The 24,728-nt window shown below is 52.4% G+C and carries 19 protein-coding genes and 1 pseudogene; 19 read left to right on the forward strand and 1 reads right to left on the reverse strand.

The genetic code is table 11. The features are described from left to right. Positions 1–2 precede the first annotated feature (2 nt). The 9 genes and pseudogenes from JWJ90_RS15605 (at position 3) to JWJ90_RS15650 (ending at position 11,176) form a co-directional block, all read left to right on the forward strand. A complete protein-coding gene (locus tag JWJ90_RS15605; RefSeq protein ID WP_205228155.1) occupies positions 3–2,549 on the forward strand; it encodes a TraC family protein in 2,547 nt (848 codons plus the stop codon). Next, on the forward strand, positions 2,539–3,174 hold the full coding sequence (locus tag JWJ90_RS15610) for a hypothetical protein (protein ID WP_205228156.1): 636 nt from the start codon (positions 2,539–2,541) through the stop codon (positions 3,172–3,174). The genes JWJ90_RS15605 and JWJ90_RS15610 overlap by 11 nt, the downstream gene beginning before the upstream one ends. Then, a pseudogene (locus JWJ90_RS15615) lies at positions 3,161–4,087 on the forward strand (TraU family protein). Before JWJ90_RS15610 ends, JWJ90_RS15615 begins: the two are co-directional and overlap by 14 nt. After that, on the forward strand, positions 4,063–4,836 hold the full coding sequence (locus tag JWJ90_RS15625) for a TrbC family F-type conjugative pilus assembly protein (protein ID WP_205228159.1): 774 nt from the start codon (positions 4,063–4,065) through the stop codon (positions 4,834–4,836). The pseudogene JWJ90_RS15615 and the gene JWJ90_RS15625 overlap by 25 nt, the downstream one beginning before the upstream one ends. After that, on the forward strand, positions 4,833–5,165 hold the full coding sequence (locus JWJ90_RS15630) for a hypothetical protein (RefSeq protein ID WP_205228160.1): 333 nt from the start codon (positions 4,833–4,835) through the stop codon (positions 5,163–5,165). The genes JWJ90_RS15625 and JWJ90_RS15630 overlap by 4 nt, the downstream gene beginning before the upstream one ends. Beyond that, positions 5,140–5,694, forward strand: coding sequence for a S26 family signal peptidase (locus tag JWJ90_RS15635; protein WP_205228161.1), 555 nt, complete (start codon positions 5,140–5,142; stop codon positions 5,692–5,694). Before JWJ90_RS15630 ends, JWJ90_RS15635 begins: the two co-directional genes overlap by 26 nt. Then, positions 5,627–6,589 carry a conjugal transfer protein TraF gene (locus JWJ90_RS15640; protein WP_205228162.1) on the forward strand — a complete coding sequence of 321 codons (963 nt, stop codon included), beginning with the start codon at positions 5,627–5,629 and terminating at the stop codon, positions 6,587–6,589. The genes JWJ90_RS15635 and JWJ90_RS15640 overlap by 68 nt, the downstream gene beginning before the upstream one ends. Continuing rightward, positions 6,571–8,019 carry a conjugal transfer protein TraH gene (locus JWJ90_RS15645; protein ID WP_205228163.1) on the forward strand — a complete coding sequence of 483 codons (1,449 nt, stop codon included), beginning with the start codon at positions 6,571–6,573 and terminating at the stop codon, positions 8,017–8,019. Before JWJ90_RS15640 ends, JWJ90_RS15645 begins: the two co-directional genes overlap by 19 nt. 7 nt (positions 8,020–8,026) lie before the next feature. Continuing rightward, complete coding sequence (locus JWJ90_RS15650; protein ID WP_205228164.1) at positions 8,027–11,176, forward strand: conjugal transfer protein TraG N-terminal domain-containing protein; 3,150 nt, start codon at positions 8,027–8,029, stop codon at positions 11,174–11,176. 40 nt (positions 11,177–11,216) lie between these two features. On the opposite strand, the gene JWJ90_RS15655 is transcribed toward JWJ90_RS15650, so the two are convergent. Beyond that, positions 11,217–11,414 carry a hypothetical protein gene (locus tag JWJ90_RS15655; RefSeq protein WP_205228165.1) on the reverse strand — a complete coding sequence of 66 codons (198 nt, stop codon included), beginning with the start codon at positions 11,412–11,414 and terminating at the stop codon, positions 11,217–11,219. 364 nt (positions 11,415–11,778) lie between these two features. Here JWJ90_RS15655 and JWJ90_RS15660 point away from each other — a divergent pair, with 364 nt between their 5' ends. From JWJ90_RS15660 to JWJ90_RS15705, 10 genes are all read left to right on the forward strand, one after another. Further along, positions 11,779–11,988 carry a helix-turn-helix domain-containing protein gene (locus tag JWJ90_RS15660; protein WP_205228166.1) on the forward strand — a complete coding sequence of 70 codons (210 nt, stop codon included), beginning with the start codon at positions 11,779–11,781 and terminating at the stop codon, positions 11,986–11,988. After that, on the forward strand, positions 11,985–13,502 hold the full coding sequence (locus JWJ90_RS15665) for a type I restriction-modification system subunit M (RefSeq protein ID WP_205228167.1): 1,518 nt from the start codon (positions 11,985–11,987) through the stop codon (positions 13,500–13,502). Before JWJ90_RS15660 ends, JWJ90_RS15665 begins: the two co-directional genes overlap by 4 nt. Next, a complete protein-coding gene (locus JWJ90_RS15670) occupies positions 13,499–13,726 on the forward strand; it encodes a hypothetical protein (RefSeq protein ID WP_205228168.1) in 228 nt (75 codons plus the stop codon). Before JWJ90_RS15665 ends, JWJ90_RS15670 begins: the two co-directional genes overlap by 4 nt. Then, complete coding sequence (locus JWJ90_RS15675; RefSeq protein ID WP_205228169.1) at positions 13,723–15,867, forward strand: type I restriction-modification system subunit M; 2,145 nt, start codon at positions 13,723–13,725, stop codon at positions 15,865–15,867. The genes JWJ90_RS15670 and JWJ90_RS15675 overlap by 4 nt, the downstream gene beginning before the upstream one ends. Positions 15,868–15,964: 97 nt before the next feature. After that, the gene (locus JWJ90_RS15680; protein WP_205228170.1) at positions 15,965–16,999 is read left to right on the forward strand and encodes a PDDEXK nuclease domain-containing protein; all 1,035 of its coding nucleotides are present in this window, start codon (positions 15,965–15,967) and stop codon (positions 16,997–16,999) included. Continuing rightward, positions 16,996–17,817 (forward strand): TIGR02391 family protein, encoded by an 822-nt coding sequence (locus JWJ90_RS15685; protein WP_205228171.1) that lies wholly within the window; start codon positions 16,996–16,998, stop codon positions 17,815–17,817. The genes JWJ90_RS15680 and JWJ90_RS15685 overlap by 4 nt, the downstream gene beginning before the upstream one ends. Continuing rightward, on the forward strand, positions 17,814–18,974 hold the full coding sequence (locus JWJ90_RS15690) for a restriction endonuclease subunit S (protein ID WP_205228172.1): 1,161 nt from the start codon (positions 17,814–17,816) through the stop codon (positions 18,972–18,974). Before JWJ90_RS15685 ends, JWJ90_RS15690 begins: the two co-directional genes overlap by 4 nt. Next, the gene (locus JWJ90_RS15695; protein WP_205228173.1) at positions 18,967–19,110 is read left to right on the forward strand and encodes a hypothetical protein; all 144 of its coding nucleotides are present in this window, start codon (positions 18,967–18,969) and stop codon (positions 19,108–19,110) included. Before JWJ90_RS15690 ends, JWJ90_RS15695 begins: the two co-directional genes overlap by 8 nt. After that, positions 19,100–21,685, forward strand: coding sequence for a DEAD/DEAH box helicase (locus tag JWJ90_RS15700; protein ID WP_205228174.1), 2,586 nt, complete (start codon positions 19,100–19,102; stop codon positions 21,683–21,685). Before JWJ90_RS15695 ends, JWJ90_RS15700 begins: the two co-directional genes overlap by 11 nt. After that, positions 21,682–24,663, forward strand: a complete 2,982-nt coding sequence (locus tag JWJ90_RS15705) for a type I restriction endonuclease subunit R (protein ID WP_205228175.1) — start codon at positions 21,682–21,684, stop codon at positions 24,661–24,663. The genes JWJ90_RS15700 and JWJ90_RS15705 overlap by 4 nt, the downstream gene beginning before the upstream one ends. Positions 24,664–24,728: the final 65 nt, after the last annotated feature.

Genomic DNA, 24,728 nt, shown 5'->3' on the forward strand with positions numbered 1-24,728 from the left:
CTATGCTTTCCGGGTTCCTGCAGCGGGCTCTCCTTGGCCCAAGGGAGTATTTGAAACATAGTGACCTGGCCAGGATGACCAGCCGATCGCCGTTCTCTTCCTATCTCAATTACCTGGCATACGACCCAGAGCTGGAAATATACCTGAACCAGGATGGAAGCATTGGATTTCTGTGGGAGTGCTCCCCGGTGATCTATGCGGGTCCAAAGACTATAACCGCGCTCGAAGGCTTGTTTCGTGCAGGTTTGCCAAAAGATAGTGTTATCCAGCTTCTCTTTCATGCAGATTCCCATATAGAACCGATCCTTGCACGCTACCAGGATAATCGAACGAGATCCGAGACCATTGTCAGTACCAATACTAACGCCGTAGTGTCTTTCCTTGTGGAGGGTAAGCAGGGCCTGAAAGCCTGCTCCAACATCCCGGTTCGCAACTTCAGGCTGTTTGTTGCAGTCAAGATGCCTGCCGACTCTCAGGAGCTAAAAACGTCTGAAGATTTTACCAGGAAAGAGAAAAGCGCTCCTCTGCTTGATATCAAACGTCAAATACATGAAACCCTGAAGGCTGCACTCATCTCCCCTCGCCATATGCACCCAGAAGCATTGCTGGAATGGAGCCGCAGGCTTTTCAACAACTATCCTAAGGAGTATCCGGAACAGAACTTTCAAACTTACAATCCAACCATTCCCATCCGCAAGCAGATCATCAACAGCGAAACTGTAATCCGTGAAGAGTCAGGTCACATGCAGATCGGAAAGCACTATTTCTGCTGCACAACACCGAAAGTGATCCCGATCAATATCGACCCACTGCAAACCAATTCACTCTTTGGTGGGATATGGGGAGTTATATCCGATGCCGACCAGATAAAGACCGATTTCCTATATGGTTTTAATATCGTTTTTGAGGCAGGACTGGAGATGAAACTCCATGCCAAATGCAATCTGACCCTCAACCAGCAGGCCGTTGGCTCTCTCTCCCCAACTCTTCGGCGCAAACAGGAGGAGTATCTGGCCGCGACCGACGACCTCGAACGGGGGGAAAAGTTCGTTAAGATATTACCCATATTCTGGGTATGGAGTGACGACCTCGAACAGGCCAAGGATTCCTGCACCAGGGTAAGGCGCTTGTGGGAAAATAACGGCTATGTAATGCAGCAGGACAACATGATCCTCAAAATCCTGTTCCTCTCCTCGCTTCCGTTCGGCCTCTATACCACCGGCAAAAACATTGAAAACCTGGAGCGGGACTTTATCGCCCCTGTGCCATCGATTACCCCGCTTCTCCCTGTTCAAGGTGATTTTGCAGGTTCCGGAGGCGAGCCAAAGCTGATTTTCACCGGCAGAAAGGGACAGCTGGTGTCTCTTGATTTTTTTGATCCCCACGCCACCAACCAGAACGTCTTTTGCTGTGCCACCTCAGGATCAGGCAAATCGTTCCAGGTCAACTTCATTGCTTTCAACTACTATGCGTGCGGTGCCCTGGTACGAATCATCGACATCGGCGGCTCATACAAAAAAATCGCCAATATGCTTGGTGCCAAGTACCTCGATTTTGGTCCCAACATAGATGTCTGTCTCAATCCCTTTACCCATATACGGGAGCCCGACGAAGAGCTGAAAAGTGTCGCCGCAGTCTTTGCGCAGATGGCCTATTCCAACTCTGATCGGGAGAAATGCAACGACACTGAAGTGAACCTGATCCGCAACGCGGTGCGCTGGGCCTGGCAACAAAAGGGGCAGGAGGCTGACGCTGACACCGTCTATGAATTTCTTATGAAGTTCCCCAATGCGCCGGGATCGGATCTGGATGAAATGGCCGACAACAGCAAGCTTATCGAAGTTGCCAGAAAAATGGCCTTCAATATCCGTGAATTCACCAGCCACGGCTTTCACGGTAAATTCTTCGTCGGGCCAAGCACCTTTGACATCCGTCGAGATGAATTTGTGGTACTTGAGCTGGAGAACCTGAAGGTTCAACCGGACCTGTATCGGGTCGTGACCCTTCTGATCATCAATGGCGTTACCCAGGATCTCTATCTTTCCGACCGCTCCCGGCCGCGACTCATCATCTTTGACGAGGCCTGGCAGTTTCTCGACAAGGGTGCCATGATCGCCCCGGTCATCAACGAGGGCTACCGCCGGGCTCGGAAATACAACGGCAGTTTCATGGTCATCACCCAATCCCTGCTCGACCTGGAAAATTTCGGGGAAGTCGGCAACGTCATCAACTCCAATTCGGCATTCAAGATCTACCTGGAATCGTCCGACTTTGACCAGGCCCAAAAGAAAGGGTTGATCGACTATGACAACTTCACCCTCAAGCTTTTGAAAAGCGTCAAATCCAATCCACCCAAATATTCAGAACTTTTCTTTGACACCCCGTTTGGGGTAGGCGTGGCCCGGCTTGTGGTCAACGATTATGCCTATTTCATCTACACTTCCAAAGCCAGTGAAATAGCAAGGATCGAGCAAATGGTTACTCATGGCAAAACCTACCATGAAGCAATCCAGGAAATGGTTAATCTGAGGCGGCAGGGTGAACTGTAAAATCTCTTTTCTTTTCCCAACCATTTTTGTCGTTTTCGGTGCCTGCCCTGCCTTTGGTGTGGTCACAAATCTTGGCGTGATTGGCGACGTGTATCAGGTGGTGGAACCGGATATAGCAGCGGAGCTGCAACAACGGGCAGAACAAAACCATATTGAGGAAGATGAATTCCTGGAACGAGTAAAGACATATCAACCCGAGGATCTTCACCATCTACCCCGGGCAACAGAAGACAGGACATTTCTAGTCGATACAACCTATACCCTTGACCACGACTTGGTCGACGGCAATGGAAAGATCATCTACCCCAGGGGGTTCACCTTCAACCCCCTCGATTATGTCTCGTTCCCAGGCGGGTTGCTGGTTATTGACTGGGATGATCCCTCTCAGATCAAGTGGTTCTGGCAAACACCTTATGCCAACGATCGCCGGGTTCGCCTTCTACTCGCTGGCGGCTATGCCTATAAAGCGATCGAGCAGCTCAAACGTTCGGTGTTTTATCTGACGGACGAGATTGCAGAGAGGTTGCAGCTGGCAGCGGCACCATCTCTTATCCTGCAAAAAGACACTATGCTGCAGGTACGTGAATTTCACGTACCAGAAGAGGAAAACGATGCGGCTAGATAAATCCATTTTCCTCTTCTTTTTATTGTTCTCGATCCCAATACCTGCATGGGCTGCAAAGTCCGGTGATGCTTTCAATATAGCCTCTGACGTCCATTGGGAAGAAATCGAGCTGAGATTCGAGGGCATTTGCATCTGCCCGAGACCGCCACCTATTTACTATGAAGAAGGGGAAATATGGGAATACTGGGAGCCTTTCCTGGTGGAAGGCACCGTTTCCATGGCCAACTATTCCGCTTACCTGGGGAAACAAACAGGATCATCACTCATAGATGAACTTGGCGGAAAGAACAAAAGTTCCGATTCAGTGGATATAGCCAATGAATCGACCTTTGCCCAGGGGCACGCCTATCTCTTCCCGATGATGTATGGATTTTGCAAACATAAAGACTACGGCATGTGGTGGAGCGAGTACGACTCCATGTGGCAGAATGACGAACTGTCCGCCGTCATCACGCCTGAAGCGGCACTCTACGCTAACAAGACCATGCAAATGGCCTGTATGGCCGATGCAACTGCGGTCAACCTTGGCTACCCCCTCGACTTTATGCCCTGGTGTATCGGCAGCAGCGGCTCCGCCTACCCGATGACCGGCCATGTGGACAACGACAATATCGTCCAGGCCAACAACGCGGTCGCCTCACGACTGCTCTATAAACTCAACCGGCTTTTCATGATCTGCGATCCTGCGGATAACCTGTGCGGATGCGACTATACGCCTGTGTAAATCAAGAGTCATTACAAGATGCATGTTGTCAGACCGGACGACCGTTCTCCAGCCTATCCCGTAGGGAAAGCAGCTAAATTTTACGACTCCGGCCTCAACATCCCCTACCATGGGGCGAAAGGCTCAAACGATGAATTTCTCTGGGTTGTTTACAGGAAGCAACGATGCTGTACCTGCTGCGACAACTGATTTTTGCAAGCTTCATCCTCTGCTCATTTCCCTGGCCAAGCCATGCCCAGGATTTGAACGAAAGCGATGTGTCTTTGCTCATGAAAAAGGCAAGAGCTGATGCGGAAAAGATGACCCTGCCGGTCAACAAATACGGTGAAGCGGGGTTGAAAGCGGCAGAGGAAACTTCGCGGTTCTTCCACTCCCCTGAGTTTCAGGAACGTGTCCAATGTGAGCAGCGGCGCTTGGAAGATGAAGTCTTTGGTCAATATACCGCTCCATGGAAACGAAAGATCCAACAGACGGAAGCGGAACAGGCGAAACCGCAGGGAAGCCTGGCAGCTGGTGAAAAAATTTTTCTCTTCATCTCCAGCTCGGTGCCGGACGAGACGGTTCATTCCTATATCGCAACCATTGATAAAGCCGCTGACCCCAATGTTTCACTGGTAATGCGCGGTATGGTCGAAGGAATGACTGTTGCGAGGGTTCATAAAGGTCAATCGTATTTCAGTAGGATTTTGAAAAAAGAGCTGGATTGCCCTCGAACGGAAAAACCTTGCGAGCGGTATAAAGTACCAATCCATTTACAACCATCCCTGTTCACCAGGTACGGCATCACCAAGGTACCGGCCGTTGTCTATGAACATGGCGGCAACGCTTTCATGATCCAGGGGGATGTCGGGCTCGATTTTCTCCTGGAACGAATTAACCGGGAAGTGGGAAGCACCAGCATGACCAATCTGATCAAGAAAATACGGGGCACACTGTGAGCGAAGAGACCAGTAGACAACCTGAGAAACAGACACATACCGGCCCCGGCTATCTCGAGGTGATCATTCTTGCCCTGATACTTTCTGCTGCCACGGTGATTGGTTATGACAGGATGTTTGCCCAAAAGATCAAGATCCTGGATTTGAAGGGATATCTGCGCACCCAAAAGGCACTCCTGGCAGCCGGTGAACTAACCGAACAGCAGTGGACAATGAAGCTTGATACCGTTGAACAGATTCTAAACAGTGAGGCTACGAGCCACCCGAATCATGTCATCGTTTTGAAAGATGTGGTGCTGAGAAATGGAAACGAGATCCAAATCAAATAAGAGTTACCAACAGCAAGAGGCAAAGACCAAAACGAAAAATTTCAGGCTGAACAGCCGGGAAAAGACCCTGGCTGTTGTCGTTCTGGCTTCGCTTCTGGTAGGAGCCTGGCTGCCAGAGCGGATCATTGTTTCCACCAGCCCATCGCTGGAGCATCGGATATTTTTCCTCACCAGGCCAAACCACGAGATCAAGATTGGGGATTACCTGGTGTTCAGACATGAGGGTACAAGCTTTGTCCAGAAAGGGTTGGATCCGGATAATGACCGCATGATCAAAAAGGTCGGCTGCAGCCCAGGAGACCTTCTTTCAACCGTTCTCAAGCGAAGCTACCTCTGTAACCAACGGCTGCTGGGAGTCGCGCTACAAACAGACAGCAAAGGCAATTCTCTGCCGCTTTTTGAGTTTTCCGGACCGGTACCAGAGAACAAATACTTCATGGTCGGATCAAATCCACGCAGTTTTGATTCCAAATACTTCGGTTTTGTCGATGCGGACGACATTCTCTATAAAGCTTTGCCGATTTGGTGATTTTCTCCTGCTATGGTCAGTGTGTTTGTCGATCATGGCTGGCAACACAATAGCTGCGGGTCTCGAAACGATGCCCGAACAGCAGAACAGATTTTACAACGACACCAAGCATGGCTGGTTCTGGTACGAAAATCCGTCAACAGAACACGAGGAAACGAAAAGGCCACCGGATTTATCCGTAAATAAGCCAAATATAGCTTCAAATCTCGATTCATATTCTATTGAAGAGCTGTGGAATATGTACCCGGACGATTTTCAAGAGCTCCTGAATGTTCTGCAGAAAAAAGCGGTTCAAACCCCATCCGAGCAAAACATTCTGGAATACCTAACCATGCAGGATATAGCCCGACGCAAAGCCCTCGCCTACACCAATGCTACCATGTACGTCACCCAGAAATATGGTGAACTGTTCAATGTCAATCATGTGTATCCGACGACGGGACCAGGAGTCACCGCCAGAGTCAGCATGCAGCAGGATGAAATATCCCAGACAATCAATCGCGCCGGCAACGATCATGCCTTGCTGTTTTTCGTCAGTCCCGGCTGCAGTTTTTGTGAAAAGCAGGCAGGGATACTTGAGTATTTCGTCGACAAATACGGCTGGCAGATCAAGACAGTGGATATCAGCAGGAATATCAACAGCGCATCACGATTCAACATCACCATTACCCCAACCCTGCTCCTTATCAAAAAAGGACAGGATAACTACATGACCGTAGCGAGCGGCGTCATCGCAATGTCAGAGCTGGAAAGAAAACTCTACCGGGCTATCCGCCTCCTGCAGGGAAACACTCGGGGAGACACCTTCCTGATGTACGACTTTCAAAAAGGTTCAGCGTTCGATCCCGCATCAATCCTGGATAAAGGAAAACAGCCATGGAAAAACGCAGAGTAGCCCTCCTCGCATTAGCTTTGACAATATCGCTTTTACTGCATCCCTTCGTTGCGTCATCCGCCTGGGTTGACGACTGGCTTGATCAAAAAACCACCACTTCCCCCAATTACCTCTCCGGACAACAACGAGGTTACTACTCCGGAGGCAGTTTCAACGCCCGCTGGCCAAACAGTGTTTCTTATCCGATAACGATCGAACCACCGCGCATCAAGAGCGGTTGCGGTGGGATCGATGTGTTCATGGGCGGTTTCTCCTTCATGAATACCGACTACCTGGTGGATAAGCTCCAGGGGATTCTCTCCGGTGCGGCCGCAGTGGCCTTTGACCTTGGCCTGAAAACACTGTGCGAACAATGCGCTAATACCATCAAAAACTTTGAGGCAATCTCCGATAAGCTCAACTCGATGCAGCTCGATGAATGCGCGGCGGCAAAGGAGCTGGTCGGAGTGGTCATGGATGAAAACGGTTTCCACTCCAGTGAGGTGATGAAGGAAAAGCTCGGCACCTCCATAAAGGAAAACAAGCTGAGCCAGGGTGTATCCGAGATGTGGGACATCATTACCACTGAGGATCAAGCCAACAACAACGTTCCGCAACCTGCAGATGTCTCAAGGGTAACCAGTGGCTGCAACAGTGACATAACAGCGACTTTTCTCTCGGGTGGATCCCTTCTCGACAATGTCGGCAGCAAGATCAGCCTGCCTTCCGATTACACCAATCTTATTCGCGGCCTGGTTGGCGACGTCAACCTCGAGGGCTCGGCCAATGCCTACAAGATTTCCTATGAACCACCATGCTCGGAGAACAACCCGGACGATATCAAGGCATTTACCAGTGGTGAGGTGTTCGCAAAAAACGCTGGTGGTACCTGCAGCCAAATTACCGACACCAACCGTGACTTACGCCAATACGTCCAGAATATTCTGACCTCGATTGCTGATAAAATCGAGAACAAAGGTGTGCTCAGCGGGGCTGAAGAGACATTTCTCGCCGCAAGCCCCCTTTCAGCCCTACCCATCCTCAAAACCGCAGTGGGGTCAGGCATGAAAGAGGCAGCCGTAGCCGGGCTTGCCGATATCACCGCCAATGCCTACGCCCTGCAAATGTTGTCGGATCTGTATGTACGAGCCGAGACCATCGCCTGGAAGGCAAGAGAAATGCTCGAAAAACAGGCAGAGGCCGCCACCGGCCAACCATCGGAAAATTGTGCGGCTGTCGTCTTTGCCGAACATGCCGACCAGAATATATCACTTATGCAGACGCGAATCAGGCGGCTCCAGGATGCCGCCCGGGCCAGCTATGTCGCCTCGGCAAAAGAAATGTCGACGATTATGGATTACCTCGAACATATGCAGAAGGTCGAGCACCAGATAACCGCCGAGATTACTCGGCGTTATGGGAAAGACGTCGCGGCGAGACTGCAGATGTAACAGGCCTATGAAGAGAATCAGACTCCCCATTATCACATCAGCGGCTATCTGCCTGTTCCTGCTTTCGGCGGGACCGGTCTTTGCCCTGGACATGGAATACTATACCTACGGCGGATTCAACCCCATAACCCAGGCCTTCACCAAGATAGCCCTCATTTTCAGCGATTCTGGGTACCAGGGCTTGCTCTTTGTCATCATGGTGCTTGGCCTTATCGCCGGGGTCAGCGCCTGGCTGGCACGTGCCGCCACCGGAGCGAAGGTCATTCCCTTGGTGTGGGCTGTTCCGGTGGTGTTCGGCGCGGCCCTCTATCTGGCTCTCTTTGTACCCAAAGGCAATATCACAGTCTATGACCCGGTATTGAACAGGTTCCAGACCATCGGGCAGGTTCCGGATGCGGTCGTATTCACCGCCGGCTTTCTCAACAAGATCGAAAGAGGGATGGTCGATATCATCGATACAGCCGCCGCTCCCGACGCCCAGTTTAGCGCGACCGCTGGTGGCATTGGTTTCAAGGCTCTGGAGTCGGTCAAGGGATCAGCTCCCAAGAACAACTATGCCAGAACCAGCATGATCCGCTATGTGAAGGATTGCGTGACCTTTGAGTTATTACGTCCAGGCTCCACACTTTCACTCGATGATCTGCGCAACAACACCTCGGACTTTCTGGGCGACCTGGGTGCAGCGGTCAATCCAGCCGTCTATACCGTCTATTATGATGCCGTTCACCCGGAAGGGACCAATGTCACCTGCACGGCTGCCTGGAACAGCTTGCAGCCCATTTACGCCAATCCCACCAATTACGATGAGGCCATAAAGAAGGTCTGCAGCAAAGCATATTTTGATCCAGCCAATGCTGTTGAACTGAACACCTGTAAAACACTGCTCACCAGTACCCTGAATTTCACCACAGGTACCGCAACGACTCCGGAAAAGATCATCCAGCAACGCCAGATCGCCGAAATCCTCTACAACTTTTATTTCCAGGATGACTACGAAACATCCATGCTCATGGAGAGCAACCGCAAGATCACCTCCACTGGCCTGGGCATCGGCCTCACCATGAACGAGTGGATCCCAATCATCCGGGCAGTCATGACCGCCATTGCCATCGGTGTTATTCCATTTCTGGTCCTCTTCCTCTTTACCCCTGTTGTCGGCAAGGCGTTGTCGGTGATGTTCGGCTTTTTCGTCTTTCTCACCACCTGGGGGATTACCGATGCCGTTATCCATGGAGCTGCCATGGATTATGCATCCTACGCCTTTGAGGACATGCGCCAATCCAACCTTGGTGTCTATGCCATGGCTGCATTTCCAACCATCTCCATCAAATTGCTGTCAATGTTTGGCGTAATTCGCTCAGCGGGTATCATGCTGGCAAGTTTTTTCTCAATGATGCTTATCCGCTTCGGCGGTCATGCCCTAGCTATGCTTGCCGGCAACCTCAGTAGAATCGTGCAGTCTGCAGGAGCGCAGGCCGGCCAGCTGCTCACCCCGGAAGGAACGTCGGCAGCCATGAACCAACAGGTGCGTGCGGCTGGGCTACTCGCCGGTATGCCGGAGCACCGTTTTTCAAACATGGCAGCGGCACAGGCCTGGAGCACCCACCGCTCGGTTGGTGGATATACCGCTGCCGTGAACGCGAAAAATTCCCTGCAGGAATCTGGGCAGATTCCCCCGGGAACATCAGATAGTGAAATGGCCACAATGATGGCTTCGGCAAGGGTGAGTGCGGGTACCGGCTCAGGCCCTGTCGAAGTCTCAACCGGTCCGGACGGCAACACCACCAGAACAAAATCTGAAACCGTCAATTCGGATGGCTCCACCACTATCACTACCACCGGTGCAGATGGCAACGGTGTCGCCCTCGACACCATGGCAGAGGGTCGAGCCGCTTACTCGGTCGACAGTTCTGGAACTCACCACACCACCCACGCAGCTGTCAATGGACTGAATCCTGTGACCGTTGGAGCCATGGCCCAACAGCAACAGATTGTCGCTGCGTCAAACAGTCTCGGTAAAAGTCAGAACTGGCAACTGGCTATGGATGCGGCAAAAAGGGCCAGCCTGACCAGCAGTGAAGCCCATGGTTTTACAAGCAGGCTCGATAATGCAATGCGTGAGAATTGGCAAAGAGCAATCAACGATAAGTCTAGTTTTGTCAATACTATGGAGGAAAATATAAGGACGCAATTTTCCAGTACTGTAGGAGCAGGTTTTAGGAAGATTTTTAGCGCTGGTGGTCAGCTCACAGTGGTTGGTCAGAACAATGAAAAGGTCAGCTTCAACGTGTCCGAAGAAACGGCCAAAGCATTTGAAAACACAGCAGCAAAAGTACGTTCAGAATCTCTCCAGCAAACATTACAGGATTCCAAAAGCCTCGATTATATGACAAAGCTCGCAAAACAGGTTGGAGCTACTGAAGCCTATTCATATCTGAGCGATGCAAGGGAAATGCAAAGCTCAACTGAGTCATACGGAGCAGATCTCACCACAGCCCTCATCAGGAATTACGCCACTGAGCGCTATGGAAGTGAATCACCGGAAAACATTCGGCGAACCATTAGCGACTTCAATCACTTCCTGACCCAACAGGGAAGTCAGGGCGTGGATAATATGAATGCCATTGTTTCCGGCTTTGTCAGTGGCAATGGCTATGGTTGGGGAAGCAGCGCAAATACAGTGGGCAATACCATCGCCGGCACAAGAGATCGAGTCCAAGACCAAGGTTTTAAGCATGACATTGGAATGGCAGCAAGCGTTGCCGGATCAAAAACTTATGGAATCAAAGATGGCGCTCTCACAAAGCCACAATCAGACATTCCAATGGACACCCCCAATGCAGCTTCCGTCACTGATCCAGCCCAAGATATTCGTAGCAGAAATCGCACAGAAGAATCTGGTAGTGGTGGTATCCACACAACAGCGGGAGAACTGGCGAAAGATGTCGCCGGCTTAAATCATGGTACCCCGCCTAGGCCAACCCATGATCTGTACCGAAACCAATCGTTTTACTATGAAGGTAACTTAGTGCAGCCAGAAAAACATGAGGGTGGAATTGTATTACCATCAGGCAGAATCATTCATGGCGACACAGCTTCTACCCCGCCAACAAACGATAAAGATTTTTGGAAAGGCAGTGTGTTTGAGAAAAAGTAACCCATCTTCACATGGAAAGATGGATTACCGAAGTGTTGTATCAATCATCATCGGAATGATGAGTATTTGAAGAAAGAACTGTCCAGCTTGGGTCATAGTCTAAGTCTTCTTTAAATACCTCATCATGCTCGATTCCATGGAATCCTTTAAGCGGAGATCTTTCTTCATCCTTAAAAAGGATCTTAAGTAAGACCAAGAGAATCACTCCAACAATTATACTTATCATCCCAAAAGTCACAACTCCCTCCTGCTAGAACCAGATCGTACCACCCATTGCACTTCTCGGTTATTTACGATTTTCAGGTTATTTCACAATATATCATGAGCTACAAACTGTAAACAGTTCAAGATCTTAAGTGTGCCATTTCAAATGACACGAGATGACCAGCATAACAATAATCTGCAGTACTTTGCTCGCCTTCAGCGTATGTCATCAGTCGTGACAGAAGATAATCGGCTAAGATCGGCAAAGATCGTTTGACTTAGTATATAAGCTTTTTGTATATTAATCAAAATTTCAATCTGATAAAGAAGCGTCCAGTTTCTCGCGTCTCTCCCTTGGCGAACGTGAAAAGCAAACAAAACGCCCGTGGTACATGAAAATGAAAGAGATAGAAGATCGCTGGTTATCAATTACCGAGATATGCAAGTACCTCGGTGTCAGTAACGATACAGTGTACAAGTGGATCAACAATCATGGCATGCCAGCTCATCGCATGGGCCGTCTTTGGAAGTTCAAGAAAGACGAGGTTGACGAGTGGGTGAAGGCTGGCGGCGCGGCGGACAAGAGCAGACAGGATCAAGCTGAATGAGCAGGAAGAACGGAAATAACAATTCAGTCGATCTGGATATCGGGACGCTCTCCGGGCATCTCTGGGAGGCGGCCAATATCCTGCGTGGTCCTGTCGACGCGGCCGATTTCAAGACCTACATCTTCCCGCTGCTGTTCTTCAAGCGGCTCTCCGACGTTTATGACGAGGAGTATGCCGTGGCACTGGAAGAGTCCGACGGCGACGTGGAATTTGCCCAGTTCCCCGAGAACCACCGTTTCCAGGTTCCGGAGGGCTGCCACTGGAAGGATGTCCGGGCCAAAAGCGCCAATATCGGCCATGCGCTCCAGAAGGCCATGCGCTGTATCGAGCAGGCCAACCCGGACACCCTGCACGGCATCTTCGGCGATGCCCAGTGGACCAATAAAGACCGCCTTTCGGACGCGCTGCTCAAGGACCTGATCGAACACTTCTCGTCGCTCAACCTGGGCAATGAGCACTGCAAGGCGGACATTCTCGGCCAGGCATACGAATACCTGATCAAGAAATTTGCCGACCTGACCAACAAGAAAGCCGGTGAATTCTATACCCCTCGCTCCGTGGTCGCGCTGATGGTTCGCATCCTTGCGCCTAAAGCCGGGGAAACCATCTATGACCCGGCCTGCGGGACCGGCGGCATGCTCCTTGAGGCGCTACATCATGTCAAAGAGCATGGCGGCGACGAGAACCTCATGCTGGGCAAGCTCTACGGCCAGGAAAAGAACCTGACCACATCCTCCATCGCCCGGATGAACCTCTTTCTCCACGGCGCGGAAGATTTCCATATCGAACGCGGCGACACCCTGCGCTTGCCCGCCTTTTATTCAGGCGACAGCCTCGCCAACTTTGACTGCGTCATCGCCAATCCTCCCTTTTCCCTGGAAAAGTGGGGAGATGACGTCTGGATCAACGACCCCTACGGCCGCAACTTTGCCGGGCTGCCGCCAGCCAAGTCCGGCGACTTCGCCTGGGTCCAGCACATGATCAAATCCATGGCCCGCAAGACCGGCCGCATGGCCGTGGTACTTCCCCATGGCGTGCTGTTCCGCATGTCCAAGGAAGGCGAGATCCGCCGAAAGCTGCTGGAGATGGACATCCTCGAAGCGGTGATCGGCCTCGGCCAGAACATTTTCTACGGCACCGGTCTCGCGCCCTGCGTCCTGGTCTTCCGCGACAGCAAGCCCAAGGCGCACCGCCAGAAGGTGCTGTTCATCGACGCCTCCAAGGAGTTCAAGACCGGCCGCTCCCAGAACGAGCTGCTGCCGGAACACGTGGACAACATCCATCGCTGGTACGAGGGCTATCAGGATGTGGAAGGGATCGGCCGGGTGGTCACGCTCGACGAGATCCGCGAGAACGATTTCAACCTGAACATCCCCCGCTACGTAGAGCCGGTGATCGAGGAAGAATCCATGACCATCGATCAGGCCATCACCAACCTCAAGGAATCGCTGCAGGCGGCATATGCGGCCGAGGATCGGTTGAAGGCGCTGCTAATCCGGGAGGGTCTGCTGTGAAAGTCCATCAGTACAGATCACCCATCGGCCGCTTCCTCATCAAACCGCAAGCCAACGGCCGTTGGGGGCTTTGGTTCAAGGATGACCTACTCGGCTCTTATCACTCGGCCATGGCGGCCGCCGATGACGTCTACATGCAGGCAACCGGCGATTACGACTGGGACTCCCTAGATGGCGTCGATATTCCAACGGACATCTCTGAATGGGAAGTGGTAGTGCGATGAAGAAGAATAAACACATTTCTCAATCCCAACTTGAATCCTACCTTTGGGGCGCGGCCACCTTGCTGCGCGGCTACATCGACGCCGGGGACTACAAGCAGTTCATCTTCCCGCTACTGTTCTACAAACGCTTGTGCGATGTGTACGACGAGGAGCTGACCGGTGCGCTGGAGGAATCCGGCGGCGATCAGGAATACGCCGCGCTTCCCGAGCAGCACCGCTTCCAGATCCCGGAAGACGCTAACTGGAAAGCCACCCGAACCAAGGTCAAGAACGTGGGCAAGGCCATCCAGGACGCCCTGCGGGCCATTGAGACGGCCAATCCCGACACTCTGTACGGTGTCTTCGGTGACGCCCAGTTGACCAACAAGGACCGCCTGCCGGACCGCATGCTGCGCGAGTTGATCGAGCATTTCAGCTCGCAGACGCTTTCACTCTCCAACTGCCCGGAGGATGAGCTGGGCGTGGGCTACGAGTTTCTGATCAAGAAATTCGCCGACGATTCCGGCCATACCGCTGCGGAGTTCTATACCAACCGCACCGTGGTCCACCTGATGACCGAGATGCTCGAACCCAAACCGGGTGAGTCGATCTATGACCCCACCTGCGGGTCAGCGGGCATGCTGCTCTCCGCCGTCGCCCATCTGAAGCGGCAGAACAAGGAGTGGCGGAACCTGCGGCTGTTCGGCCAGGAGCGCAACCTGCTCACCTCGGCCATCGGCCGGATGAACCTGTTCCTGCACGGCATCGAGGACTTCCGCATCGTCCGGGGTGACACCCTGGCCAACCCCGCCTTTGTCGAAGGCGACCGACTCATGCAGTTCGATGTGGTCCTGGCCAATCCGCCGTACTCCATCAAGCAGTGGGATCGTGATGCCTGGTCCGCCGATCCGTGGGGCCGAAACATCTACGGCACCCCGCCCCAGGGCCGCGCCGACTATGCCTTCTGGCAGCACATCATCAAGAGCATGAAGGCCAAGAGCGGCCGCTGCGCCATCCTGTTTCCGCATGGCGTCCTCTTCCGCAATGAAGAACTGGCCATGCGTGGGAAGCTGGTAGCCCACGACGTGATCGAGTGTGTGCTGGGCCTCGGTCCCAACCTCTTTTACAACTCGCCCATGGAAGCCTGCGTCGTCATCTGCCGGATGAACAAGCCCAAGGAACGCAGGAATAAGGTGCTTTTCATCAACGCCGTGAACGAGGTGACCCGCGAGCGGGCGCAGAGCTCCCTGACTGACGATCATATCCAGCGCATTGTCGCCGCCCACCAGGCATTCGGTGACGAGGACGGCTTTGCCCGGGTGGTCAGCAATGACGAGATTCGGGAGAAAGTCAGCAACCTCAGCATCCCGCTTTATGTGAGGACGAATAACAGCAATGGTCAGGAAAGCAGGGAAACCGTCAGCTTGAAACAGACCATTATCGATTGGCAGAAAAGCTCGAAGGCCTTGCGGGAATCAATGGACTCACTGTTTGGGATACTGGAAGGAATTTCTTCAAAAACCACTGCGCCAAGCAATGCAGCAACCAAGGCCACATCTCACAAGGAAAAAGTCGTGCAACCCGCCTTCAAACGAGCGGTTTTGGCGGCGGAGATTACCTCCAAACTACACATGGAGCCCACCTTTGGCTCCGTTAAGCACGAAAAGATCGTTTTTCTCTGTGAAAAAATGCTCGGTTTGAGTGAAGCCCTGGAACATCACCATCTTCGCCAAGCTGCCGGCCCCTATGATCCGAAAGCCAGACGGTCAACGGACATGACCTTTACAAAGAACAAGTGGTTTATCATAACGAAAAACGGAAAACGGATCGAATACCGAAAAGGAGAAAAGTACGGTGGCCATGAAGGATATTTTGAACAGTATTTTCCCAGCGAGAGAAAACATATCCATGACATAGTGGAGCTACTGCGAACCGCTACCACGGAGCAATGTGAAATTTTGGCAACCCTCTTCAGCGCCTGGCATGATTTTCTGGATCAGGGAATCACACCAACCGATGATCAAATAGTCCAGGAAGTACTATGCAACTGGCATGAAAGCAAGAAGCGAATACCTGTAGATCGTTGGCATAATGCACTTGTATGGATGCGAGATAAACAATTGACACCTACAGACGCCCATGAGCAAGGAGTCGCGCGATGAATAAACACTCCTTGAAAACAGGTTGGAAGTTGGTACATGAACGACTTTTTCATCGTCTGACCGCACAGGAACAAAGGTTTCTTAAGGAGGACGGGAGATGAGAGAACTGAAACCAAATAATCCTGGCTCGGACTATGCTCACCTTCTCGCCAAGGTAAAAGAGCGCGTTCGTTCTGCACAATACACTGCACTGAAAGCAGTCAATACCGCGCTGGTCGGGCTGTATTGGGATATCGGACGGATGATCGTAGAGCGGCAGAAAGACGCCGACCACGGCACCGCCATAGCCGAACAGTTGTCCAATGATCTGCAGACGGAATTCCCAGGGATCAGCGGTTTTTCCCGGCGCAATGTCTTCTACATGAGGGAGTTTTACCTTCTTTACCATGACGACAAGCGAGTGCAACCACTGGTTGCACAAATTGGCTGGACTCATAACCTGGTGATTTTTCAGCGATGCAAAGATCCGTTGGAACGTGAATTCTATATCCGCATGACCCGCAAGTTCGGGTGGTCCAAGAATGTCCTTATTCATCAGATAGACAACCAGAGTTATGAAAAATCCCTGATCGGCCAGACTAATTTCGACCAGGCGCTGACGCCGGAACTGCGCGCCCAGGCCAAGTTGGCAGTAAAGGATGAATACACTTTCGATTTTCTGGAACTGGGCGAGGAGCACAGCGAGCGAGAGTTGGAAAGGGAACTGATTGCCAGAATCGAGGATTTCCTGCGGGCTATGGGCGGCATGTTTTCCTTTATGGGCAGCCAGTACCGGCTGGAGGTTGATGGTGAAGAGTTCTTTATCGACTTGCTGCTGTTTCACCGGCGGTTAAGATGTCTGGTGGTCATCGAGCTGAAGATCGGCAAATTCAAGCCGGAGTTCGTCGGCAAGATGCAGTTCTACCTGACTGCGCTCGACCGGCAGGTTCGGCAAGAAGACGAGAACCCCTCTATCGGCATCATTCTCTGTAAGGACAAGAATCGCACCATCGTTGAATATGCCCTGCACGACGCCCGCAAGCCTATCGGCGTGGCTACTTATGAAATCACCAAGACATTACCCAGAGAGTTGAAGGGGCAACTGCCCCAGCCGGAAGAGATCGCCGCCTTGCTGGAGGGGATGGAAGAATGAGCGCATCCCCCCCATTTCCCCCCGGTACAGTCGAAGCCATTGCCAAAGTACTTGGCGAAGCTGGATCAGGAACAGACATCAGTCGGTACTTGCAGACGAGTGGACTTGTCGATGACTCTGGTGAATCCACCAAGTGGCGAAGGCTGAATTCAGTATTTTTGAAAAGCCAGGCCACGACAAAAAGTGCAAACCAGATTCTTGCCTTTGTCCGCTCCTATCTTGTCCCAAGTCGATTTGTTCGAAAACGAGATGAGTTTGAACATCATCGTGGTGAACTCAACGCGGTATTAATTCTTCATGGCCTTCAGTATGGCAAGGACGGCCAGTTCAGATTTACATCTCAAGCGAAAACACTGGATGAAGCAGAGGTGCGAGCCCAGGGAGTTCGAAACAAGTTGGCTCCCCGAAATACTCATTCTGAAGTCTACAAATACTGCCAGCCGGAACTGATGCAGGAAAACTATTTCCATGCCGTTTTTGAAGCTTGCAAGGGGTTGTTCCAAAGAATTCGTGATCTTTCCGGTGTAGAAGCAGATGGTGCCAACCTGATTGACAGAGTCTTCTCGGTAGAAAAGCCATTCCTCGCATTCAATACACTCCAGACCGAAACAGAAAAATCAGAGCACAAAGGCTTTGCACAGCTGCTGAAGGGATGTGCAGCTGCTATCCGCAACCCGCTAGCGCACGGCCCCAAAATACTTTGGCAGGGAGAGGTCGACGCGGCTGATTATCTTACCTTGATTTCCATGCTTCATAGAAAGCTGGATCAATGTGTCAGAGTTCCGAAGCCGGAATATCGACACGGAGGTGAGGCATGACAAAGCTGAAGTCTGGATGGAGGGTGGTCAAGTTTGATGAAATCGCGCAGAACGTTGCCGTGCGAGTTGACCCTGCCGATGCCAAAACAGACATCTATGTCGGGCTGGAACACCTCGATCCCAGTACGATTCATCTGCGCCAGTGGGGGCATCCTTCCGATGTCACCGGACAGAAACTGGCCTTCAAGAAGGGCGATGTGATTTTCGGCCGCCGCCGTGCGTATCAACGCAAGCTTGCTGTGGCCGAGTTTGATGGTATCTGCTCGGCTCATGCCATGGTCGTCCGTGCAAAACCCAAGATGATTCTGCCGGAGTTTTTGCCGTTCTTCCTGCAATCCGACATGTTCATGGAGCGGGCCATCGAAATATCGGTGGGTTCGCTCTCACCGACGATCAACTGGAAGACCCTGAAAGTGCAGGAATTCCCGCTTCCGCCGCTTGATGAACAGAAGCGCATTGCCGAGATCCTATGGGTAGCGGATGAAGCGCTGGAAAAGTGGACCGAAGCTTATCGGCAGTCTGAATCAGCCCTGAGTTCAACGAGGAGCCAGATTCTTCAGGAGCTTTCTCAAACCGAGGAATGTGTCTTCCTAAAAGATGTTGGCCGATGGGTTAGTGGTGGAACTCCATCACGCAGCCGAAGTGATTTCTGGAATGGCGATTTCCCGTGGGTCAGTCCGAAGGATATGAAGAAGGACGTCATATCCGATTCCGAGGAGAAACTTACTGATACAGCCTTGAATGGGCGGGTAACCATCCTGCCCTCGGAAAGCATTCTGATAGTTGTTCGTGGGATGATTCTTGCCCACACATTCCCGGTCGCGGTCACCGGCAGGGAGGTTACGTTCAATCAGGATATGAAAGGCATTATCCCCAATTCTGATTTTTCGGCTGAATACGTATTTCATTGGTTCAAAGACAATTCCGCAAGAATTTTGCAAGCTACAGAAGAGAGCACACACGGCACCAAGCGGCTTGCAACGGATGTCTTGTACGGGATGCAAATACCTAAACCATCGTCTGCAAAGCAGGAGATGGTAGTGACTGTCTTCGAAACTTTTCGCACCAAGCTGGTTGAAATTTCGGAGCATATCGCCGCGTCTCAGCAGATGTTGCGCAGTCTGAGGAATGCAAAAGTAGGAGCCGCCCATGTTTAACGAAGAAAACACTGTCGAACAGCTAGTTCCCGACACGCTCTGCGGCGGCGTGACTTCGAACATGGTCGCCAAAGAGCTCGCCAGTGACGGTGACGCATCCAACACGAACCAAGGAGACTTACTCCATGGCATTTAAAATCCCTCAAAAATCTTCAGTCTCCATCAAAGATCCAGAATCGTTATTCCGTGATTTAAGAGATCGCACTGTTGAAGGACTTCTTGCGCAGCAGGCAGACATGCTTCGTAGATACATTGATCATGTTGACAAACGTGACATAGCACTTGAACTGCCCACTGGCAGCGGTAAAACCCTGGTTGGTCTTCTCATTGCAGAATGGCGCAGAAGAACAAAACGGGAAAGATGTGTTCTGCTATGCCCAACTAAGCAGCTTGTCCATCAGGTTGTCGAACAAGCCAAAGAAAAATATGGAATCAACGCACTTGATTTTTCGGGCTCCAAACACCGATACCCTGGGGCAGACAAAACCGCCTTCAACAATTGCGAATCCATAGGTGTTGCGACCTATAGCGCTTTATTCAACACGAACCCTTTTTTCAGCGACGTACATACCTTCATTTTTGACGATGCGCACGCCGCCGAGAATTATGTGTCGAGTTTCTGGTCTTTGGAAATCAGGCGCTATCAGGACGAAACAACATTTGATGCAATCTGGCAGATAATCGCTCCTTTCACCACAGAAAATGACCAGCTCCGCTACGATCAGGGCAATGACGGATCGCTTGACACATCGTTCGTCAACAAGGTTCCGACCCCTTATTTACTCAAATGCAGGACAGCGCTGACGGTTGCAATGGATAATGCCTCCTCAGATGATGAAAGTCCGGAGGAATACGGTTATAGATGGCGTATGATCAGAGATCACCTTCACGCCTGCCATCTCTATTACACCAGCAATTCAATTCTCATTCGCCCACTTATTGCACCTACCAAGAGTTTCGCACCCTTTCAAGACGCACGGCAGCGCATTTATATGTCTGCAACTCTAGGTGAAGGTGGGGACCTGGAAAGGATTTTCGGCCGTAAAAGAATCGAACGGATACCTGCTCCTGAAGGATGGGATAAACAGGGAATCGGCCGACGTTTTTTCGTATTCCCTATGAGGATGTGGGACGAAGCGACTTCATTGAATCTCGCTATTTCCTGGGTTACGAAATTCGAAAGGGCACTCCTCCTCACCCCAAGTAACCGCGACGCCGACAAAGTAAAAGAAGCCATTAGGTCACTTCCTGCGACTGAGAGTCATACACTCTTTGACGCCGCACAACTAGAGGCATCGAAGAAATCTTTTACTCAAGCCAGTTCAGCCATAGCCGTTCTGGCGAACAGGTATGACGGAATCGATCTGATCGGAGACGAATGCAGATACTTGATTATCTATGGCCTTCCTGAATCAACAAATCTGCAGGAGCGGTTCATCATCAGTCGATTGGGTGCATCTGTCCTCTTCCAGGTTCGCATCCGTACCAGAATTACCCAGGCGGTAGGAAGATGCACACGGTCTTCAACCGACTACGCACTTGTAGTTATTATCGGCGATAAGGTGCATCAGTATTTCCATATGCCGGAAAAGAGAGAGACCCTGCATCCGGAGCTTCAGGCCGAAGTCAATTTTGGTGTTGATCAGTCAAGAGTCGATAATCCTTCTGAATTGGGGGACAACATAGACATATTTGTTGCCCACGGGCCAGAGTGGAAATCGGCTGATAACCATATATTGGAAACAAGAGATGAGCTGACCCAATTGCCGATACCTTCCGCAAGTCCGCTGGGCAACTCGGTTGCCCATGAAGTGAAATTTCATGATGCCCTTTGGTCTGGCGATTTTGACGGTGCACTCTCCTCGGCAAAAGATGTACTTGCCAATCTTGCCGGTGGACACGAACTGAAGGGATATTCTGCTCTTTGGAATTACCTTGCTGGCTCAGCCGCCTACCAATCGGATCAAACATCGGTAGCACAAGAACATTTTTTGGCAGCCTTTTCATGCGCCAACACATTGCCATGGCTTAAACAGATTCAAAAACTGCTTTCCAGCCAGACACAGGAAATATCTGTCGATGTCATCTATGGAGAACGCATAGAGCGTATAGAAGGAATCCTCGAACGATTCGGAAAGTCTGGCAGCACAAAAATTGAAAAATATTTCCAAGTTATCAGAGAGGGGCTTTCAAGTTCGGAATCGAAACCGTTTGAAGAAGCGCAGGTTAATCTTGGTCGACTACTGGGTTTTGAATCGGGGAACACTGAGCGATCCGGTGATCCTGACCCTTGGTGGATCTTTGGGCGACAGGGCGTTGTCTTTGAGGACTACACTGCAACCGGTGATAACCCTATTGTTTCCAAGGAAAAAACACTACAGGCCAAGGCACATCCGGATACTTTGGCAGCCGAACACCCAGGAGTGAATTTCTCGGTGGTATTTTGTTCGTCTTCAGACAAATTACACTTTGCAGCTGAACCACATACGGGAGATGTTTTTTACATCAGCGTTGAAGACTTCAAAAAGTTTTCTGAAGAATGCCTGACAACAATGCGGGTGCTTTGGGACTCTTTCCGGTCACCGGGGGTTATTGAATGGCGGGAATTTGCTGCACACAAAATCACCGAAGCGAGGTTGGGAAGTGATGACATTCTGACAAGATTGAAGACTAAAAAACTTGCCTCATTGGCAGGAACCAAAAAGAAATGACCTATTTCAACGAGGAGAATACGGTTGAACAACTAGTGTTGGATACACTAACCAACACCGATGATCAATGGTGCGTGGCGGAACCGCAACTTGACTATCTTGATTCACACCTCACCCTTCAAATATCCAACCTCAAATGGCGCTACGTGTCTGCGGAAAAGCTGGCCCGCCAGCACTCCGACGTGCTGGTGGAGTCGATGGTGCGCGACGCCCTTATCCGCCTGAACCCGGAAATCAAGGCCCAGCCCGACCGTGCCGACGAGGTGCTCTACCGCCTGCGGACCATTCCGCTGTCGGTGCAGAGCGAAGGCCTGGTGCGGGCCAACGAACTGTTCGCCGAATGGCTGCGGGGCGAGAAGTCCATGCCCTTCGGCGAGCGCGGCGAACACACGCCGGTACGCCTGATCGACTTCGAGAATCTCAGCAACAACGATTACGTGGTCACCAACCAGTGGGTTTACCCGGTCAAGGAAGGCGGCCGCCGCTTCGACATCATCATGGTGGTCAATGGAATCCCGCTGGTGGTCGGCGAGGCCAAGACGCCGGTGCGCCCGGCGGTGACCTGGGTGGACGGGGCCAGCGATATCGTGGGCGGCTACCAACAGAGCGTGCCGCAGATGTTCGTGCCCAACGTCCTCTCCTTTGCCACCGAGGGCAAGTGCTATCGCTACGGCTCGGTGCGCATGCCCATCGATATATGGGGACCCTGGCACGAAGGTGAGAACAAGGCCGAGGGGACGCTTGCGGACGTGCAGCGCTCCATCCGCTCCATGCTGCGCCCTCATGTGGTGCTGGACATTCTGCAGAACTTCACCCTGTTCGCCACCGACAAGAAGCACCGGCGCATCAAGATCATCTGCCGCTATCAGCAGTACGAAGGCGCGAACCTGATGGTCGCCCGCGTGGTCAAAGGCTATCCCAAGAAGGGCCTGATCTGGCATTTCCAGGGTTCGGGCAAATCGCTGCTGATGGTGTTCGCGGCGCAGAAGCTGCGGATGCACCGCAAGCTCGGCAACCCCACGGTGATGATCGTGGTGGACCGCATCGACCTGGACACCCAGATCACCGCCACCTTCAATGCCGCCGATATTCCGAACCTGATCGGCGCGGCCACCCGGCAGGAGCTGCAAAGCCTGCTGGCGGCCGATACCCGCAAGATCATCATCACCACCATTCACAAGTTCGGTGAGGCGGACGGCCGCCTGAACGAGCGCTCGAACATCATCGTGATGGTGGACGAGGCGCATCGCACCCAAGAAGGCGATCTGGGGCGCAAGATGCGCGACGCATTGCCCAACGCCTTTCTCTTTGGCCTGACCGGTACGCCGATCAACAAGCGGGACCGCAACACCTTCTGGGCCTTCGGCGCGGACGAGGATGAGCAGGGCTATATGAGCCGTTACTCGTTCCAGGACTCGATCCGGGACAAGGCGACGCTACCGCTGCACTTCGAGGCGGTGGACGTGAAACTACATATCAACAAGGACGCCATCGACGAAGCCTACTCGCAGATGACCGATGAGCTGAGCGAGTTGGATCGTGACGACCTGGCCAAGCGGGCCGCCAAGATGGCGGTGCTGATCAAGGCCCCGGCCCGTGTGAACGCCATCTGCCAGCACATCTTCAAGCACTTCCAGGAGAAGGTAGAGCCGAACGGTTTCAAAGCCCAGGTGGTGACCTTCGACCGTGAGTGCTGCGTGCTTTACAAGAAGGCCATGGACGAGCTGGTCGGTGCGGAGGCCAGCGCCATCGTCATGCACACCCAGGGCGGTAAGTCCGACGAGTACGCGGAATGGAAGCTAGCCAAGGACGAGGAGGAAAAGATCCTCGACCGCTTCCGCGATCCGAACGACCCGCTCAAGTTCCTGATTGTGACCTCCAAGCTGCTGACCGGCTTCGATGCGCCCATTCTGCAGGTGATGTACCTCGATAAGCCGATGAAGGATCACAACCTGTTGCAGGCCATCTGCCGCACCAACCGTGTCTACCCCGGTAAGACCCACGGCCTGATCGTGGATTACCTGGGCATCTTCGATGATGTGGCTACGGCCCTCGATTTCGATGAAAAGGCGGTGCAGAAGGTCATCACCAATCTGGATGATCTCAAGAAAGAGCTGCCCGGCGTGGTGGCGAGATGCCTGGCGTTCTTCCCGGGCGTGGACCGCACCGTCGGCGGCTACGAGGGGCTGATCGCGGCGCAGGACTGCCTGCCGGATAACGAGACTCGGGACAAGTTCGCCACGGAATACTCGGTGCTCTCCCGTCTGTGGGAGGCGCTGTCCCCCGATCCCTGTCTCGGCCTTTACGAAAAAGACTATAAATGGCTGACCAAGGTGTATGAGTCGGTGAAGCCGCCGAGCGGCAACGGTAAGCTGCTCTGGCACGCCCTGGGGGCCAAGACCATCGAGCTGGTGCATGAGAACGTGCATCTGGAGACGGTGCGCGACGATCTGGACACCCTGGTGATGGACGCCGAGGTCCTCGAAGGGCTGCTCGATGCCAAGGACCCGGATAAGAAATCCAAGGAAATCGAGATCAAGCTCATCGCCCGCCTGCGCAAGCACAAGGACAATCCGAAGTTTGTAGCCCTGGGCGAACGCCTCGAAAAGCTCAAAGAACGGCACGAACAGGGCCTGCTCCACAGCCTCGACTTCCTCAAGGAACTGCTGACCCTGGCCAAGGAAGTCGTCCAGGCCGAAAAACAGGTGGACCCGGTCGATGAACAAGCCAAGGCCAAAGCGGCCCTGACCGAGCTGTTCGCCGAGGTGAAGAACGGCAAGACACCGATGGTGGTTGAGAGAATCGTGACCGATATCGACGAGATCGTGCGCCTGGTTCGGTTCCCAGGCTGGCAAAACACCAAGGCCGGAGAGCGCGAGGTCCAGAAGGCCCTGCGCAAAGTGATTTACGTCAAGTACCAGGTCAAGGACCAGGATCTGTTCGACAAGGCGTTCGGATATATCCGGCAGTACTACTGAGAAGGGGTGGTAATGGGGCTCTCCTCGCTGAAAACACCTCGGGTCAGCTCCTTCATCCATCGGCG

This window comes from Desulfobulbus rhabdoformis, from assembly GCF_016919065.1.
Taxonomy (GTDB): Bacteria; Desulfobacterota; Desulfobulbia; order Desulfobulbales; family Desulfobulbaceae; genus Desulfobulbus; species Desulfobulbus rhabdoformis.